This is a genomic window from Coleofasciculus sp. H7-1 (assembly GCF_057473865.1).
The window spans coordinates 121,868-138,815 of the sequence record NZ_JBYCCT010000072.1; the positions used below are offsets into that span (position 1 = coordinate 121,868).

General features: G+C 46.7%; 11 protein-coding genes. 4 read left to right on the top strand and 7 right to left on the bottom strand.

Annotated features, from left to right (window positions below):
* Window positions 1-118: 118 nt before the first annotated feature.
* A complete protein-coding gene (locus AC2VDX_RS20760; RefSeq protein ID WP_378184491.1) occupies window positions 119-763 on the top strand; it encodes a hypothetical protein in 645 nt (214 codons plus the stop codon).
* Between the two features lie 58 nt (window positions 764-821).
* Here AC2VDX_RS20760 and AC2VDX_RS20765 read toward each other — a convergent pair whose 3' ends face one another.
* From AC2VDX_RS20765 to AC2VDX_RS20775, 3 genes are all read right to left on the bottom strand, one after another.
* Entirely contained in the window at window positions 822-1,910 is a 1,089-nt protein-coding gene (locus tag AC2VDX_RS20765) for a tetratricopeptide repeat protein (RefSeq protein ID WP_378184492.1), read from the bottom strand.
* Window positions 1,911-1,987: 77 nt separating this feature from the next.
* The gene (locus tag AC2VDX_RS20770; RefSeq protein WP_378184493.1) at window positions 1,988-2,857 is read right to left on the bottom strand and encodes an RsmE family RNA methyltransferase; all 870 of its coding nucleotides are present in this window, start codon (window positions 2,855-2,857) and stop codon (window positions 1,988-1,990) included.
* A gap of 33 nt (window positions 2,858-2,890) precedes the next feature.
* A complete protein-coding gene (locus tag AC2VDX_RS20775) occupies window positions 2,891-3,316 on the bottom strand; it encodes a BON domain-containing protein (RefSeq protein WP_378184494.1) in 426 nt (141 codons plus the stop codon).
* Between the two features lie 613 nt (window positions 3,317-3,929).
* Between AC2VDX_RS20775 and AC2VDX_RS20780 the strand changes: the two genes are divergently transcribed.
* On the top strand, window positions 3,930-7,022 hold the full coding sequence (locus tag AC2VDX_RS20780; RefSeq protein ID WP_378184495.1) for a response regulator: 3,093 nt from the start codon (window positions 3,930-3,932) through the stop codon (window positions 7,020-7,022).
* A 46-nt stretch (window positions 7,023-7,068) separates the two neighbouring features.
* On the opposite strand, the gene AC2VDX_RS20785 is transcribed toward AC2VDX_RS20780, so the two are convergent.
* Window positions 7,069-7,377 (bottom strand): four helix bundle protein, encoded by a 309-nt coding sequence (locus tag AC2VDX_RS20785; protein WP_378184496.1) that lies wholly within the window; start codon window positions 7,375-7,377, stop codon window positions 7,069-7,071.
* A 195-nt stretch (window positions 7,378-7,572) separates the two neighbouring features.
* Here AC2VDX_RS20785 and AC2VDX_RS20790 point away from each other — a divergent pair, with 195 nt between their 5' ends.
* A complete protein-coding gene (locus AC2VDX_RS20790) occupies window positions 7,573-8,742 on the top strand; it encodes an RNA-guided endonuclease InsQ/TnpB family protein (RefSeq protein WP_378184497.1) in 1,170 nt (389 codons plus the stop codon).
* Between the two features lie 126 nt (window positions 8,743-8,868).
* Here the strand turns inward: AC2VDX_RS20790 and AC2VDX_RS20795 are convergent, their stop codons facing one another.
* Window positions 8,869-11,691 carry a glycosyltransferase family 39 protein gene (locus AC2VDX_RS20795; RefSeq protein ID WP_378184498.1) on the bottom strand — a complete coding sequence of 941 codons (2,823 nt, stop codon included), beginning with the start codon at window positions 11,689-11,691 and terminating at the stop codon, window positions 8,869-8,871.
* A 219-nt stretch (window positions 11,692-11,910) separates the two neighbouring features.
* Complete coding sequence (locus AC2VDX_RS20800; RefSeq protein ID WP_378184499.1) at window positions 11,911-13,461, bottom strand: glycosyltransferase family 39 protein; 1,551 nt, start codon at window positions 13,459-13,461, stop codon at window positions 11,911-11,913.
* A 297-nt stretch (window positions 13,462-13,758) separates the two neighbouring features.
* Here AC2VDX_RS20800 and AC2VDX_RS20805 point away from each other — a divergent pair, with 297 nt between their 5' ends.
* Complete coding sequence (locus AC2VDX_RS20805; protein ID WP_486928237.1) at window positions 13,759-13,890, top strand: hypothetical protein; 132 nt, start codon at window positions 13,759-13,761, stop codon at window positions 13,888-13,890.
* Window positions 13,891-13,899: 9 nt separating this feature from the next.
* Here the strand turns inward: AC2VDX_RS20805 and pruA are convergent, their stop codons facing one another.
* The gene (pruA, locus tag AC2VDX_RS20810; RefSeq protein ID WP_378184501.1) at window positions 13,900-16,872 is read right to left on the bottom strand and encodes an L-glutamate gamma-semialdehyde dehydrogenase; all 2,973 of its coding nucleotides are present in this window, start codon (window positions 16,870-16,872) and stop codon (window positions 13,900-13,902) included.
* Window positions 16,873-16,948: the final 76 nt, after the last annotated feature.

Genomic DNA, 16,948 nt, shown 5'->3' on the forward strand with positions numbered 1-16,948 from the left:
AGCTGAGCAGTTGGGTTTATCCTTGGCGATACCAGTCTTGCATCAAAATTAGAATAGCTTGCTCCAATGTTTCGGTAATCAGTCAACGTCCTCATTTAAATGTCAGGAGTAATAGTAAATGTTTGGTTTTATCAAAAAATTGTTGGGCGGCATTGCCGCTTTCTTCGGTGGAATTTTTCGCTCCAAGAAATCTGAGGAAAATGAAGCTGGCGCTGCTCTACCTCGTAAAAAGTCTGGCGGATACTACATGGAGATAGACGAGTCTAAAGACACAAAACCAGATGCCGAAAAGAATCAGAAGAAGCCAGAATCAGTCAAAGCTCTAGCCTCTGAAGGAGTGCAGAAGATTCAATCAGCCACAGCCGAACTTTCGGAACTACCGAAGGCAGCACTAGCTACAATCGCTGCACCTTTTTCTGATGATAAATCTGATGATAAAAAGGATTCATCAAAGCCTCAAGAAAGCTCAAAATCTGTAGCGGCTGCATCAAAGAAAACATCAAGGAAGGCATCAAAGCCTCAAGAAACCTCAGAATCTAAAGAGGCTCAACGACCCCCAGTAGAGCTAATTCAAACAGCTGAAGGTGTTGAGGCAGTGCCTGCTGAGAAATCAGCAACGCCTATCAACGGCAAGGTTCAAAGCCAACCCGATACCACGTTTGCTCCGAAATATTTGAATCCAATTTCCAGCTCTAATAGTCGTCGGCGTCCCGGTCCCAGCATGAGCAACTTCATGGACATGGCGCGTCAGGTGAAAAAATAATCAAAAACTAAAAATTAAAAATTAGCAGGCTTGTTGTCTAATTTTTAATTTTGCGTTTTTAATTCTTTGACCCTCTGAGGAAAACCAGCCCACTGTACAGTTGGAAAGTTGGGTCCCAGAGGGTTTCTTCGCGCCGAAATAAGTCGATATGAGACTTGAGACTTTTTAGCATTTCTGTGCGATCTAGCGCAGTTTGAGCAAAATCTGTAAAATCTGCCCAAATCGGCGTCTGAGCCAAATGTTGTTCTAGAAAATGGAGTAAATTGTTCCAGTTACTGCGGTTGGTAGCCTGATTGGCTTGAGTCGGCTGCTGTGGATTGAAGGAAATCCCCTGCCCAAACTGGTAGTTGCTATCGCAAAGGCGAAGAATACTGCGTCTGGAAGGAAGATGCAGGTCGATCAATTGGGCATAGTCTTGGGTTTGAGTTTTCCATTGCAGTTGGCGACGGGCATCTTGGTCGATGACTTCTCCAAAGATTGGTAAGAGTCCTTGCACTTGTTGTCTGACTTCTGACCAGTTGAAGGTCAGAGAACCTATCTGACCGTGTTCGTTTTGGCAAACGACGCTAGCTTGTGGGGAAGCAGAGAGGAAATGGCTGACGCGAAAGACGTTAAGTTTCCGAACATCCGCAAGGCTTGCCCAGAAGTTGGGAATTTCAGCTTGCTGCATCTGTTGACTGTAGAATCGCAGTTCTCCTACCGGACCAGTACGGTACAACCGCCAGCCGCGACTGGGAAGTTGTAGCCGTGCGGTGTAGGGGTCTAGCTGCACGATTCGAGCCAACTGTTGGGCGGCTACTGGTTTCTTTTCGGCGCTGACGGCTTCTAAGACTAAAACGCCTGCTTCTGTGTCTTCTGGGGAGGCGGTGGCTTGAGCGATCGCGTCTCGTCTTTTTTGTTGGGCGATCGCTTCTAAACGCCCCAATCCTTGACGAGTTTGAGTCATAATCTTGGGATTGGTGGTTTCCCGTAGCAGCTGCCGATAGGCATTTTCTGCCGCCTCTAACTTGCCCGTTTCTTCGTACAGCCGTCCTACATAAAACTGTACTAAGGGATTTTGCGGCATCTGTTTTACCAGATGGTTGAGTAACCAGGCAGCGGTTTTATAGTCTTTGCGCTCGAAAGCTTCCGCAAGTTGTTCAAGCATTACAGTAATTAAAAATTAACAATTAAAAATTAAAAATCGAAGCATCCTTCATTTCTAATTGTGCATTGAGCGGTACCTTAAATCTCTCTGATTTCTGATTCCCATGCCGCAGCTACTATGGACAAGGCGACCATTGGAGCGGTGATGGCTCGCAGGACACGACGCCCTAAGGAAACGGGTTGGAAGTCAGCAGCGATCGCTTGTTCGACTTCTGCTGGTGTCCAGCCTCCCTCTGGCCCGATGGCGATGACAATCGTTCCTTGTCCTGTGTTCTTCAGCTCATCTGTTGCACCTGAACAACCTAACCCCCCAGCCCCCTTCCCTAAAAGGGAAGGGGGAGTCGGACTCCCCTCCCCTTTTAGGGGAGGGGTTGGGGGAGAGGTCTCTTGCGGCAAGATATGAATCAAGCAATCGAGTAAATGGGGAGAATCTCCACGAGCAACGCAGATATAATTCTTGTCTCTTATCGAAGAAGAATTACTCTTGAGTGAAGACAAAGCAGCAGAAAAGGAAACGGGTTCTAAAATTGTCGGGACGATTTGACGTTCTGATTGCTCAGCTGCTTCTTGGGCAATTCGCCGCCAGCGTTCGAGTTTCTGGGGACTGGGATTGAGCAGAGTGCGATCGCTCATGACGGGCGCAATGGCTACCACCCCTAGCTCGGTACTGTAGCGCACCACTTCATCAAAGCCGTTTTTTGGCAACGCCACCATCAGCGTCATTGAGCAGGGTAACTCGGTTTGGACGGAAATCGGCTCTAGAAGCTGCCCCTGATTCGCCTCCAGCTTAGCCAGCCACCAGTGACCCCGTCCATCCATTGCAATAAAGCGATCGCCCTCCCGCAACCGCAACACCCGACTGAGGTAATGCTGTTGTTCGGCAGTCAGGATAATTTGCTGGTTTTGAAATTGAGAGGGAGCGATCGCTAATCGTTGCAACTGAGCCAATCTATTTTCCCACTGAGAGCAGACTTTCTGATTTTATCGGAAGGAACCTTCTTGGGCTTTAATTTCCACTTGGTGAACGTCTACTGCTTTGGTGCCATCTACTTTGGCAGCAACCGCTTCGACATGACTCAAAATTGATCGATTAGGTACAGAACCCGTGAGGATAATCGTGCCACCGTCTTGAGCGATTTCCAGAGTCTCAATATGTTTGATGTTCGGATCTTTATCAAATGCAGCAGCAACGCGCTTGGCTAATCCGTTGGCATCATATTCCCCCTCAAATCCCATGTATTCTGGCAATGTCGGAGGTTTATGCATTCCAGCCTTCTCGCGCAACTCCCAGTCATACTCACCCGTAAGTCCTGGACTCATTTGTTCCTCGACAGCCTGAGCGTCATGCTTGCTGTCTTCTTCTTTGCTAGTATTTTTTTGTCCAAACTGCCTTTCTAACCAAGTCATAATTATTGTTCGTCTCCTAACGGAGTTTTATATTTTCTATTACACATTTATCCTAGTTCTAATTACATCTCTCATCAGGAATCAGCCATCGGATATAGGATAAATTACTGTTTATTATCTAAAAATTAGCCGGAATTTACGTGCATTTGTCAACTATTTTTTTAAAATTTAATATATAGCGGTTGGCAATTGGGTGAGGTACACCTGTAAGGGCTTTCGCATTCTTGCAGATAAATCGGTTAATCCAATATTTTTAAACAAGAATGGGAAAGCCCCTACGCACTCACAAGCCTAATTGTTGTATTTCATCCAAATGAGAAACGCTATAACTACGAATTCAAAAAAAATATTAATTGATCGAGTGTTGGCAAAAAACAAGCCAAATAAGCACAACAGAGGGACTGCGCCAGTAATCCCGATAACATTGATGAAAGATTAAGATATCTACAATACATACCATCTTAATTACATTACCAAGCCAGTAGACGCGGATTGATTCCTAAAAATTGTCAAATTAACCTTTGAAGTTTTAGCTCATAAAGATGGTAATGCTGCCTAAAGAGAGGGGAAATGCTGGAAAAAGACCCTCCAGTAAAAGAATGGAGTGCAACCCATGCAGACTGAACCGATCACCGTATTGCTTGTGGAGGATAACCCTGGCGATGCCCGTCTGGTGCGGGAACTGCTGCGGGAAGTGAATGCTCCCCAGATAAAGCTGCTCCACGTTCAAAAGCTCACAGAAGCCCTGGATTGCCTTGTCAGTTCAAAAGGGTTGAACGTTCAAAAGTTGAAGATTGAAGGGTTTAATCAACCTACTAACCAGCAACCTTCCGAGCCTCTCGGCTCTAGCCTCTCACCATCTATAGGGGTGATTTTGTTAGATTTATCGCTGCCGGATGGTCAGGGTTTAGAAACCGTGAGGCGAGTCCGCAATGCTGTACCAGAAGTGCCGATTGTGGTGATGTCAGGACTAGCCGATGAAGCGATCGCTCTTTGTGCCGTGCAAGAAGGAGCGCAAGACTATCTCGTCAAAGGTCATGCCGACAGCCATCTGCTGATCCGCACCGTGCTATATGCGATTGAGCGTCAGCGGATGCAGATACGACTCCAACAAACCCAGCAAGCCTTGCAGCAACAACTGGAGCGAGAAGCCTTGGTAAACCGCATCACTACCGCCTTGAATTCCAATCTCGATCCAAAATCAGTCGTTGATGAAATTGTCCGACAGACGGCAGTCCCGATGAGCTGCGATTTCTGCATGGTAATCCGGGACTTGTCGGAATCAAACCAAATTTACATTGAAGCTGAGTATTGGCCCCATTTGTCAGATGCCGTAAAGCCGATTTATCAATCACCTCTACAAGGGACAACCCTGCCCTTAGAAGGCTGGGAAACGGTGCGAAGCGAGTTACTCCAAAACCGCCCGGTAGCCATTGCAAACACTACTGACTTTTGGTTTACCCCAGCCTACCAAGAGCTTTGCCCGGAAACTAGACCGAGTGCGATGCTCCTGGCTCCCATCTTCGTCAGGGAGCAATTCTACGGCTATCTGGTCGTCGGCTCGGTCAAGCCGCGATCGCCGTTCTTAGAATGGGAAATCCAACTGCTGCAACAGTTGGCTGGACAGACAGCGATCGCTCTCTACAATGCCCAAGAACTTGAACAGCTTGAAAGCCTGGTTCAGGAGCGCACTCAGCAACTCGCTCAGGAAAAAACACTGCTGGAAGCCATTCTTAATTCCATTCAAGAGGGAATTACTGTCACCCAACCCGACGGTCAAATCGTGCTGTTAAATCAGGCGGCATTGCAGATATATGGTCTTGTCGGGAATGGTGTTACACCTACCTCCGCACCAGGCTCTGTGCCTCATGTCAAGAATTTTTTAACTAAATTAAAAGTCCGTAACCCAGATGGTTCCCGTCCTCGTCGGTCAGAGCTACCTCTCACGAGGGCACTTCAAGGGGAAGTTTTTACCGATCAGGAACTGGTGGTACACAGTCTCAATGGAGAGCGCAAGTGGGTGAGTATCAATGGGGCGGCAATCTGCAATGAAGCGGGGAAAGTCTTGCTGGCGGTCAATACGACGCGAGACATTACCGAGCGCAAACAAGTAGAAAAGGCACTGCGGGAATCGGAAACCAAATTCCGGACGCTCTATGAATCAACCAGCGCGGCGGTGATGCTGTTGGATGAACAAGGATTTCTTGATTGCAATAGTGCAACCCTACAGCTATTTGGCTGTAATGACTTGGAGGAGTTTTGCGGGAAACATCCCAGCAAATTATCGCCGCCAACTCAGCCCGATGGTCAAGATTCCCTGAGTTTGGCTTGCGATCGCATTACCACCGCCCTAACAGAAGGCAACTGTCGCTTTGATTGGATTCATCGGAAGTGGGATGGCACAGATTTCCCGGCGGAGGTGATGCTAACGGCAATCGAGTTGGGCAACCGAAAAGTGCTGCAAGCGGTTGTGTATGACATTAGCGATCGCATGAACAAAGAAATCGAACTGCGTGAAGCGAAAGAAGCGGCAGAAGCGGGAAGTCGAGCAAAAAGTGAATTCCTTGCCACCATGAGCCACGAACTCCGAACGCCCCTCAATGCCATCTTGGGACTCTCCCACATTATGCGGCAAGAACTTTTTGGCACGCTCAATGACAAACAGAAAGAATATGTCACCTGCATTAACAACAGTGGCGAACATCTTCTATCGCTAATTAACGATATTCTTGACCTTTCTAAAGTCGAAGCAGGCAAAGAGCAACTCTGTCCGATGCCAATCATCGTGCCCAATTTGTGCGAATACGTCATCACGATTATGCGGGAGCAAGCCTACGAACGGGGGCTACAACTCACCAGTAAAATTGACCCAGAAGTTGATGTTTGTGTCGCCGATGAACGGCGTCTGAAGCAGATGTTATTGAATCTGCTATCGAATGCAATTAAGTTCACACCATCGGGTAAAGTTTCCCTGATTGTGCAAAAGCAGCCTGGAGGCATTGCGTTTACTGTAGCGGATACGGGCATTGGCATTGCCCCAGAGAAGCTGCCATTGTTATTTGAGCCATTTCGCCAATTGGACAGCGGACTGAACCGACAGTTCGCTGGCACTGGTTTGGGGTTGTCACTGACTCGCAGTTTAGCCCGACTTCATGATGGAGATGTGACGGTTGCCTCAACGCTAGGAAAAGGCAGTGAATTTACCTTATATCTGCCCGATGTGAGCGATGAATCAGCCTCCATCTACCAGCTTCCAGGCGAGAGGGACGATTTTTCAGTCTCTTCTGGACTGAACAATGGCGAGTTAAGAGTCGCCGCTAACCCTTTTTCTGTACCTGGCAAAGGACGAATTCTAATTGTGGAAGACGATGAAACTAGCGGGTTGCTGTTGCAGGACTATCTACAAATTGTGGGTCACTGTGTCGAGTATTTGCTCGATGGTACGGATTTCCTCCAGCGAGTGCGAACCTTTAAGCCTCATCTGATTTTATTGGATGTAAATTTAACAGGTGGCTACAGTGGGTTAGATTTACTGAAAGACTTGAGGCAGCAGCCGGAACTGGAAAAACTGCCAGTGGTAATGGTGACGGCACAGGCAATGCTGGATGACCGAGAGTGTTGTTTAGATGCTGGTGCCAATGATTATCTAAGCAAGCCGATAGGCATTCCTCAGTTGGAGTTAATCTTGATGAGATATCTCAATTAAAAATTACAAATTACAAATTACAAATTACAAAACATTGAAGGTTGAGTTATGGGTTAGATTTCTGGGTAGAAACGATAATTGGGCCAATAATCCTTGTCAGTTCTTCAACTTCGGTTTGGAGTGGCAAAAGTGCTGCTTGAGATAGAACTTCTGTGACAATCAGCAGCCGCAACCAATAATGAGTTTCGCGGGCTTCCTTGAGTGCGATCGCCATCTTACTCAAAAAATCAGCCCTACTTTGCCCCGCCCGTGCTTCTTGAACATTAGCCCCAATGGATGTTCCCGACCTCAACAGCTGATTGCTAAGAGTCCTTCTTACACCTGGTTTCTCATCTAAGTGCTGACACAATCTCACCTAGTCTAGGCAGGATGCCCGCACTGTAATCTCTGATTCAGTGGCGGGAGGAATGCCGCGTAGATTGCAGCGCGATAGGTGAACCATGTTTGACGCGAGAATCTATCAGCGCTGCAATCTACAAACTCTTATGCTGCAAACCGACTATTTCTCGTCGGATTGTCTATGATATTCACAAGTGAGCTTTTAGGACTCATGGAATCAACGATTACGCTAGTTTGCTTCCTCAACCCAACGCCAGAGCAGGCAGATAAAATTGATGCTCTGTTACAAGCGTTTGCGGATGGCTGCAACTATACGAATCAAGAAGTGGATTCCAAGATTACCAACAAAGCAACGATTCAAACGTTGGTCTATCGTGACTTACGGGCTAAGTTTGGGCTAAGTTCCAATCAAGCGGTTCGAGTTTGCGCCAGAGTTGGAGCAAATCGTAAAACCGCAAAGTCGAAAGGGGCTATCGTAGAAGCGTTTTCTCCGACCAGTGCTGATTACGATGCTCGGATCTTCTCGTTTCGCGAGAAAGACTGGACGGCATCATTAACGCTTTTGGGCGTAAGAGAACGGTTCAAGTTGATGATTGGCAACTACCAGCGAGGCAAACTCAAAGGTAAGAATCCAACATCAGCAACCCTTTGCAAGCACCGCGACAGCAAATATTATCTGCATATCTGCGTCGATATCCTTAGCGATGATCCATTGCCATCAGGAAAGGTCATCGGTGTTGATTTAGGCAGGCGCGATATCGCTGTAATGTCTACGGGTCAGAGTTTTTCAGGCAAGCCAATAACGGAGGTTAGAGATCGGCATTCCAGGGTGAGAGCTTCTCTGCAACAGAAACGCTCGAAGGGCACAAGAACCACGCGCCGTAGGGTGAATGGGATCTTGCAACGGCTATCGGGTCGCGAGAAGCGATTTCAAGCTTGGGTCAACCACAGCATCAGCAAAAAGATTGTGTCTGAAGCTGTTCAAACCGCGTCGAGTATTGCACTGGAAGACTTAACCGGAATTCGGGAACGCACCAATGAGCAGCCCAGAAACAAAACAGAGCGACGACGCTCTAACTCATGGGCGTTCCACCAGTTGCGAACTTTTATCCAATACAAAGCGGTGATTGCTGGCGTGAAGGTTGATCTGATTCCGCCTGCTTATACGTCTCAAACGTGCGCGAAATGCCTGCATATCGGGCTAAGAAGCGGCAAGACGTTTAAGTGTAGGCATTGCGGCAACCACGATGATGCTGATGCAAATGGCGCAAAAATGATTGAACTTTGGGGCTGTGCTGTAAACCAGCCTAGAGGCTCGGAGATTCTAAGCTGTCGCTTGGATGAACCAGGGCTACTGAAAGCCTACACCATACCCGCTTAGGGTTGGTGTAGGTAGTTTACTATCCGAACTGCAAACGCAAATGTACGCTCGCAAATGTCTTTCTTCATCTTTCTTGTGACATTTTTATTTTTGATTCTGCCTTTTAATCCTCTTAATTTTTAATTTTTAATTTTTAATTTTTAATTCTTCCCACGTCTGCCAAGCTTTTACGAGATTGCCTTGCATGAGCATTGCCACACCATTAAGGGCTTGAAGTTCAGATAAGTTAGGGTTGATGGCAAGGGCTGGTTTCAAAGCTTTTTGGGCGTCTGCGGGATGCCAATCGTAAAGATGGACAAAGGCGAGATAGGCATAAGCATAGGGATTTTGGGAGTCGAGCTGAACGACTCGTTCTAAGGCAGCGATCGCACCTTTTACTTGTCGCTTCAGAGCCTTTGACAGAGCCAGCGCGTATGCCCAATCCCGGTTTTGCGGTTCCTGTTGCAGCCGATATTCCAAGGCGGTTAAGCTCTGATTGAGATAGTCTTGAATGGGATCGTACTGGTTGATGCGCCCAGTTTCTTCAAATACCGACTCTAGAGCGTCTGTTCCTTGGGGTAAGGTAGCGGCTAGAGTCCGCAGATGTGTGAGCAAATCCAATTCAGGCGCGGGTGTGGCGGCTGCTAGGGGTTCAATCTTTAGTGTCACGGGTGGCACCTGGATTGGGTACGTTTCACCCGTTTGTCGGTTCAGATAAGTCGCCTCCAGAGTGTAAATTCCAGCCGATATATTTGCTGGAGGCAGCATCGCCATCTTTTCTATCACTCGAAAACCATCAGCAGAACGCCCAGATGGAAGAACTTCTGGATACAATGCTCCCATGCCAATCCCGTGATCGTGCAGCCAGCGATAATCTGGACTCGTAGGCGAGGTTTGAAGACTCGCAGGCGAGGTTTGAAGACTCACAGGCGAGGTTTGAGAACTGACGATTGAGGATTGAAGACTCACGGGCGAGGATTGAAGACTCACGGGCGAGGATTGAAAACTCACGGGCGAGGATTGAGAACTGACGATTGAGGATTGAAGACTCACGGGCGAGGATTGAAGACTCGCGGGCGAGGATTGAGAACTGACGATTGAGGATTGAAGACTCACGGGCAAGGTTTGAAGACTCACGGGCAAGGTTTGAAGACTCACGGGCGAGGATTGATCGCTCATTCGCCAAGTCAGCAGCACTAAACCGGATTGCAACTGTTCCCAAGAACCAGACCATTCGTAGGTGACAGGTACGGGAATCCCTGGTGGAGCATTGTCAGGTACTGTCAACCGTTCTAGACTGACTTGAGTATGGGGTTCTGATAATAGTGGTTGTACCTGGATGGGCGGCGTTTTGCGATGATAGAGTTTCAGAACACTGTCATCGGGTAAATCCCAAGTCTTGTGCAACTGGAAATCCGAACCTTGTTCTACAGTTTGGACGATGATTGCTTGCGCGTCTGGAATCGATCCTTGCTTGCCAGTTTTCGTGAGGAACCAAGAAAGCGATCGCGCATCTTGAGCGACAAACTTCTTTCTGGTTCCCACCTGACGCCCATACACCTGAAAATTTTCTAAAGCACCGTAGTAATTGAAATTGTGCTGGTTAATTTTTGCGGTTGAGGGTAATACTCCCAGTGTCGAACGCAGATAAGGTTCGGTTTGAATAATTTGTGCGATCGCTTGTTGGTGAGGCCATTTTTCTCCCAGATAAACTGGATGCTGAGCGTAGGGACTGAGGACTTGCCTTAAATTGGAAAACATCCCTCCCACCGGAAACAAGTTCAGAAACATCAGCAGCACCGCCAAACCAACCGTTCCCCAACGGATGTGATGTTTCCAGCGCCCTGTCTGGCGTGTCAAACCATAAGCTAAAAATAGCGCCACCACCGGCAAGTAAGGCAAGACATAGCGAGAATCCTTATTGATATTCAGCGAACAAAGCAAATAAGCTCCCACCCAAAACACCGCCAGCCAAGCAATTGAATTAAAAGTTAAAAATGAACAATTAAAAATTGAAGAATTCTCATTTTGAGTTTTTAATTTTTTAATTGAATAGATCAGCAATCCCACAATCGGAATGAGTAACAAAGGCCAGGATACATGGTAAGGGAGAATTTTCCAGTAGTAAGTCCAGGCGTCTAGAGTATTGAGGGCGGGATCTCCCTCAGCGATCGCTGAATCCACTGTCGCCCGTTTTCCAGCCGTCAGCATCAGCAGCCAATTGGTGCGATACCAAGGACCAAATACCAAAACCGACAGCAGCAACCCAGTAACCAGCTGCGCCAAACGTCCCCATGCCCGGTGCCGAATCGTACCAAACCCCACCCACAAAATCGGCGTCAACAAAAAGAACAGCGCTGTCTGCTTTACCATTAGCGCCAGCCCCAAAGAAAGCCCAAACGCCGCCGCCCAAACCCATTCTCTTCTCTGCGCCCTCTGCGCCTCTGCGCCTCGACAATTCCGCCAAACCGTCAAGCAAAAGAAACTCAACGTCACAACAGCTGTCAGCGGATAATCCAGCAAAAAATCCAGACGATATTGATAGATGCCCGGTAACAATTGGCACAGCCCAGCCGCCCATAAACCGACTTCAATGCTAAATAGCTGGACGCCCAAACCATAAACAGAACCCAAAAGCATCGCACTGAATAGCAACTGAACCAGCGTGGCTTGATCCGCCCCCGTACCAAAGAGATGCTGGACGATAGCAGTCGCAATGTAGGTCAAAGGCGGCACTTTGGATGTCAAAAGCCAAAAACTTGTCCACCACTCGCCTGAAAACCACTGGGGTTGTTGCAAAGCCCTCCAGTAGTTCAACGATCCAGTCAAGTAATCCGCCTGATCCCAAGCTGGCACCGAATGGTCAAGAGTAAACCAAATGCGATCGCTTACTGCCCCCACCAGCCAAATGATCCCTAGAACTAGCAGACTTTTATTTTTAAACTTAGTGATTTTATCTTTATCGGTCACAAAATCCAGATGGGTTCTCCTAACTTCTTTCTCATCTTGACATGAGGAATCCCTGCTTCCTCTAATCTTTTTCCCATTTACTCCAATCCATTTTTTATATAAAAGTTACCCCTACCCTTGAGCAGAAAACATTTTTTTGTTTTATTGATGGAGTATAGAAACCCTTTTCTATAAAGCTATCACTCTCTAAAAAACTATGACATCTAACTAAGGCACACATTAATTTTTCACTACTTTCCAAAGCTTTCGTTTGTAAATAGGCTTTATTGTGTCGTTATGGTTTATCTGTAGCCCTGATAGCAATGTCTTAGAAGGGCTGAATAAAAATGTATCGCTAAAACCATCTACAATTTTTGGTATCTTTGGTTCAATTACTAGCTGGAAACGCACTTTATTATCCAACAAATGACTCAGAGAAAGGATATCACCATGAGAAGAATCACTAATCACCAGCGGAGAATCAGCTTGGTTAATCATCCGAGCAATTTGAGCATTTTGCGAGTTATGAAACTTATTCCACCAACCTTCTGCTTGAGAACTGGTCGCACATGATAGAACTCCACATGAAAATAATAAAATTATTGCAACCCTCCCTATTTTTCTTTGTTTATTATTAACATAAAATTTTATCTTATTAGCCAATAGATAAACAACAGCTATCTGAATACCTAAATAAAACGGGGTTAGATATCGAGCAACACTTGACCAACGCCCTCCCTTTATTATATCTGGTAGTAATAAGGCTAGGGCTGTTACTCCCATTAAAGTGAATATAAAAACAAAAGCCTGCTTTGTAGCGTTGCGATAGAGGAAATAAATGGAATAGCCTACCAAAATTAAAATAAAAGGAATTAAATATGTAAGTGGATTGTTTAAATTAAATTTAATATCTAGGAAAACATGAATTAGGTTAAGTACCCAAATTTTAACCATATCTAACCAGGAGATTTTTTCTGCTGTCCAACTCATTGAACTATGATGAGCGAGGATAAAAAAAAACCAAGGCGTAAAAATTACAACTCCTACAACAGATGCAAACAAATAAGAAAGAGTTGTTTTATTCAATCGCCAGCTTGCAGTTATAGCTACATAGAGTCCATGTCCAATTAAAACTAATGCAGAAAACAAATAAGTATAGAGACTAACTACTACAGTTACCGCATAGATTACCCAACCAATTTTGGTTTTTAGCCGTATAGCTTGCAGCAGAGCCGCGCTTGATAGTAGAATTGTCACTATCCACAAACTATACTCTCGTGCTTCCTGTGCGTACAGGACGTGAAAGGGTGAGACAGCTATCAGTGCGATCGCGATCCATCCTACTAAAGGTGACTCAAATAATTCTAGACACAGCCAGTAAATGCAAGGGAACGCTAGCAAGCTAATGACAGCAGACAAACTTCTCGTCACTGCCACTGAATTGCCAAAAAGCTGCACCCAAAACCGCGCCATTATGAAATAGAATGGTGGATGCTCTGGGGAATCTAACGATAAAGAACTAACAGTATCAATTAAGCCTTTTTCAGGATTGGGGTACTGATACTTTAATAAATCTTCGACGCCAACTTCACTACCATTGAAGACTTGTTGATATAACTCGTCTTTAGTAAAGCCAGAAATTGTTAGTGAGGTAAGAGTCTCATCGTACCAGTAAACTTTTTTATCAAGATTGACGAATCGAAAAAATACACCCAGCACTAACAGAACGATGATTAAGAACCGTAACCAAGTCGGAGGAAGTGCCCAAGTCAACTTTAGTTGGTTGTCCATATATCAAAATTATTTAATTTTTAAGAATCAAAAGTTGCTAAAATCCTAAATATTCAACCTAATCTACTGGATAGTTTCGGTTAATAGTTAGTCGTTTAGGTAGGTCTGCAATTAACGTACAGATGCGTTAATAGTAGCTGCACCAACCAACAAAAAACGACTCATCATTCTGTGCAAGTTAGATGCAGACAATCTTATAATTCAAAGCCAATCTTTACTAGATTTGTCAAAGTTTTAGTATAGAATTGCAAAAAACTGGCAATTTTTTAGGAAAATTTAATAAATATGCCCGTGAGAGTGAGGGAAAAGTCAGTCAAAAAAAATAAGGGCATCACCGAGTATGCGATCGCCCTTATCACCATATTTCAGGATGTTGAACAGATGAGCAGAGAATTAACCACTTTGGAGGCTGGTTTCTCTAGCGACTAGAATGATGCTCTAATCGACTCCTTCAATAGGAGCAAATCCTTGGCGTTGGATATTTTCTGTCACCACGCGGGGTTCGAGGAATTGTAGCAAGTAATCTGGGCCACCTGCTTTAGAACCGACACCGGAGAGTTTGAAACCACCAAAGGGCTGCCTTGCTACAATTGCGCCAGTGATGCCACGATTGATGTAAAGATTGCCCACTTCAAATTCGCTTTCAGCTTGTTGAATGTGGGAAGGTGTGCGCGAATATAGACCGCCGGTAAGAGCGAAGTTGGTGTTATTAGCAACCGCGATCGCTTCCTCAAAATTCTTCACCCGCATGACTGCTAGAACCGGACCAAAAATTTCTTCTTGGACAATTGTCGCCTCTGGCGGGACTTCTGAGAAAATCGTCGGACCGACAAAATAGCCGTTGTTGGGTGCGGACATTTCCAGCGCCACTTTGGCTTCCTGACGCCCTTTCTCGATATATCCCAAAATGCGATCGCGTGCGGTTGCATCAATCACGGGGCCAACTTGGGTGCTGGGTGCCTCCGCAGGGCCAACATTGAGCGATCGCGTCGCTTCCACCAAACGCTCCACAAAGGCATCATAGATGGGTTCTAGAACAATTACCCGCGAACAAGCCGAACACTTCTGTCCGCTGTAACCAAAGGCGGAATGCACCACACCTTGCACAGCTTGGTCGAGATCGGCACTTTCATCGACAATAATGGCATTCTTGCCACCCATTTCGGCAATTACCCGCTTTAGGTGTTTTTGCCCTGGTTGTAAAATCGCCGCATCGGCGTAAATCCGACAGCCGACTTCCTGAGAACCCGTGAAAGTAATCATCTGGACATCGGGATGCTTCACCATATAAGCACCCACCGTTGAACCCTTTCCGGGTACGTATTGAAACACCCCACTAGGAATGCCTGCTTCTACCAGAATTTCACTGAGTTTCGCTGTAATCACCGATGAAACTTCAGCCGGTTTGAGAAGCGTACAATTTCCCGCCACCAGCGACGCCACTGTCATGCCGGTGGGAATCGCCAAGGGAAAATTCCAAGGGGAAATAATCAGAGAAATCCCTCGTGGCTGGTAGTTATAGCGGTTGGTTTCCCCCGCGATGTCATAATTGTGCCCAGCATCCAGCCGTTCCATTTCGTCGGCGTAGTAACGGCAGAAGTCTATCGCCTCGGAAACTTCACCATCGCATTCCCGCACTGGCTTACCAACTTCTAATACCATGCACGCGGATAATTCGGCGCGGCGTTTTTCCATCAAATCTGCTGCTTTACGCAACACTCCAGCCCGTTCTGGCACCGGAGTCCGCCGCCAACTGGTAAATGCTGCTTTTGCGGCTTGGATAGCCTGTTCTGCCTGTTCTACGCTAATCAATCCGATTTTGCCAACCACCTCACTGGGGTTGGAAGGATTCACTGAATCGACGATTTGGGAAGTGTTTACATATTCACCGTCGATTAGAGGTAAATAGGTTTTACCCAACTGTTCGCGCATAGTTTGCAAGGCTTGTTGCGATCGCTTCCTTTCCTCCGCCTCAGCATAATCCGTATCCGCCGCATTCGGGAATTGTCCCTGCTTTTTAAGGGGGGGTTTGGGAGAATTTACCACTGGCGGTGCTAACAATTCCTCAATCGGGCGCTCTTCCAAATTTTGCCGCAAGAATGAACTATTGGCAGTATTTTCCAGCAACCGGCGAATCAAATAAGCCATTCCCGGTAGCAAATCCCCATAAGGACAATACACCCGCACCCGATAACCTTTATCGACGAGAGCTTTTGCCAGCTTATCGCCCATGCCGTACAAAACTTGCATCTCAAAGCGACGGCGGGGAATTTTCAAACTTTCAGCAATCGCGATCGCCCGCGCTTGCGATCGCACATTATGACTGCCAATTGCCGCGTACAAATACTCATGATTTTCCAGCAACAGCTGGGTCATCTTCTCAAAATTGGCATCGGTTGCAGTTTTGTCGTTGTAAACTGGCACTTGCCAATCTTTCTGCATCGCCTTGATAGTTTCTTGATCCCAGTACGCCCCTTTTACCAAGCGCACTGTCAGGGGATAGCCACGCTGTTTCGCCCAGTCAATCAAGCCGCGCAAATCTTGTTCGCTGTCGCGCAGATAAGCTTGCAGCGTTATCCCTAGATCCGTGCGACTCCGGAACTCCTCTTCCATCAACAACTGTTTCAGGATCGAGAGCGTCAAATCTTTGTAGGCATACTGTTCCATATCAAAGTGAACGGCAGCCCCCAACGCTTGGGCGCGACGTAATAGAAGCCGGATGCGATCGCTCACTCGCTCCTCACTCCCCTTGGCATCCAACGGATCGAACTGCGAATAAAACGCTGTTAACTTGACAGATACCTGAACTTGTGGTAACTCTTCTCCATCTGCTTGGTCAATTGTCGGCACCCGCGTCCACGTCTTCGCCGCTTCCGTCAGCTGCTGCATCAATTCCAAATATCTGTCTAAATACGACTGCGCCTCAGCTTCCGTAATCACCGCCTCCCCCAACAGGTCGATGGTGAAAGCCATTTTCTCCTTACGCAATCGCTCAACCGTCTTAATAACCTGTTTAATGCTTTCCCCAGCGATATATTTATGCGCTAAGGTTTCAACTGCTGTATTCACTGTTGTCGCTGCTACCTGACCGGGCATCGAGTCTGGAGAAGCAAAGTTGAGCATCCCTTTCAGATTCGCCGGTAATTCAACCGACTCATCCGCCAGGTATTCTTGCAAGTGACGAGCAACTTCCGGTTTGCTATGCAGCGCAGGCAGACAGTCAATGAAGCGAAACAGCTGCACCCGCAAACCAGGGTTGCTCATTGCCCAGGCAAGTAATTTATCATCCCAGCGCATTTGGTCGCGCATTTGGGCAAACAAGGAGCGATTTTCTCTCGTTGCTGCCAACAGCTGTTTGGCAATTTCTTGGGTCTTGACTTCGTAGGTGCTATCAGATATTTGTACAACCACAGCTGGCAGACTCCTAATTCAGGATAAAGGCAACAATGCTGGGAACCCTCTATCTTCTATTTTCTCGATTTCCCAC

Bases quoted from the DNA above. Each gene is read 5' to 3' on its own strand.
- AC2VDX_RS20790 (WP_378184497.1), top strand. From the start codon at position 7,573: ATGGAATCAACGATTACGCTAGTTTGCTTCCTCAACCCAACGCCAGAG.
- AC2VDX_RS20760 (WP_378184491.1), top strand. From the start codon at position 119: ATGTTTGGTTTTATCAAAAAATTGTTGGGCGGCATTGCCGCTTTCTTC.
- AC2VDX_RS20765 (WP_378184492.1), bottom strand. From the start codon at position 1,910: ATGCTTGAACAACTTGCGGAAGCTTTCGAGCGCAAAGACTATAAAACC.
- AC2VDX_RS20775 (WP_378184494.1), bottom strand. From the start codon at position 3,316: ATGACTTGGTTAGAAAGGCAGTTTGGACAAAAAAATACTAGCAAAGAA.
- AC2VDX_RS20800 (WP_378184499.1), bottom strand. From the start codon at position 13,461: ATGGACAACCAACTAAAGTTGACTTGGGCACTTCCTCCGACTTGGTTA.
- AC2VDX_RS20780 (WP_378184495.1), top strand. From the start codon at position 3,930: ATGCAGACTGAACCGATCACCGTATTGCTTGTGGAGGATAACCCTGGC.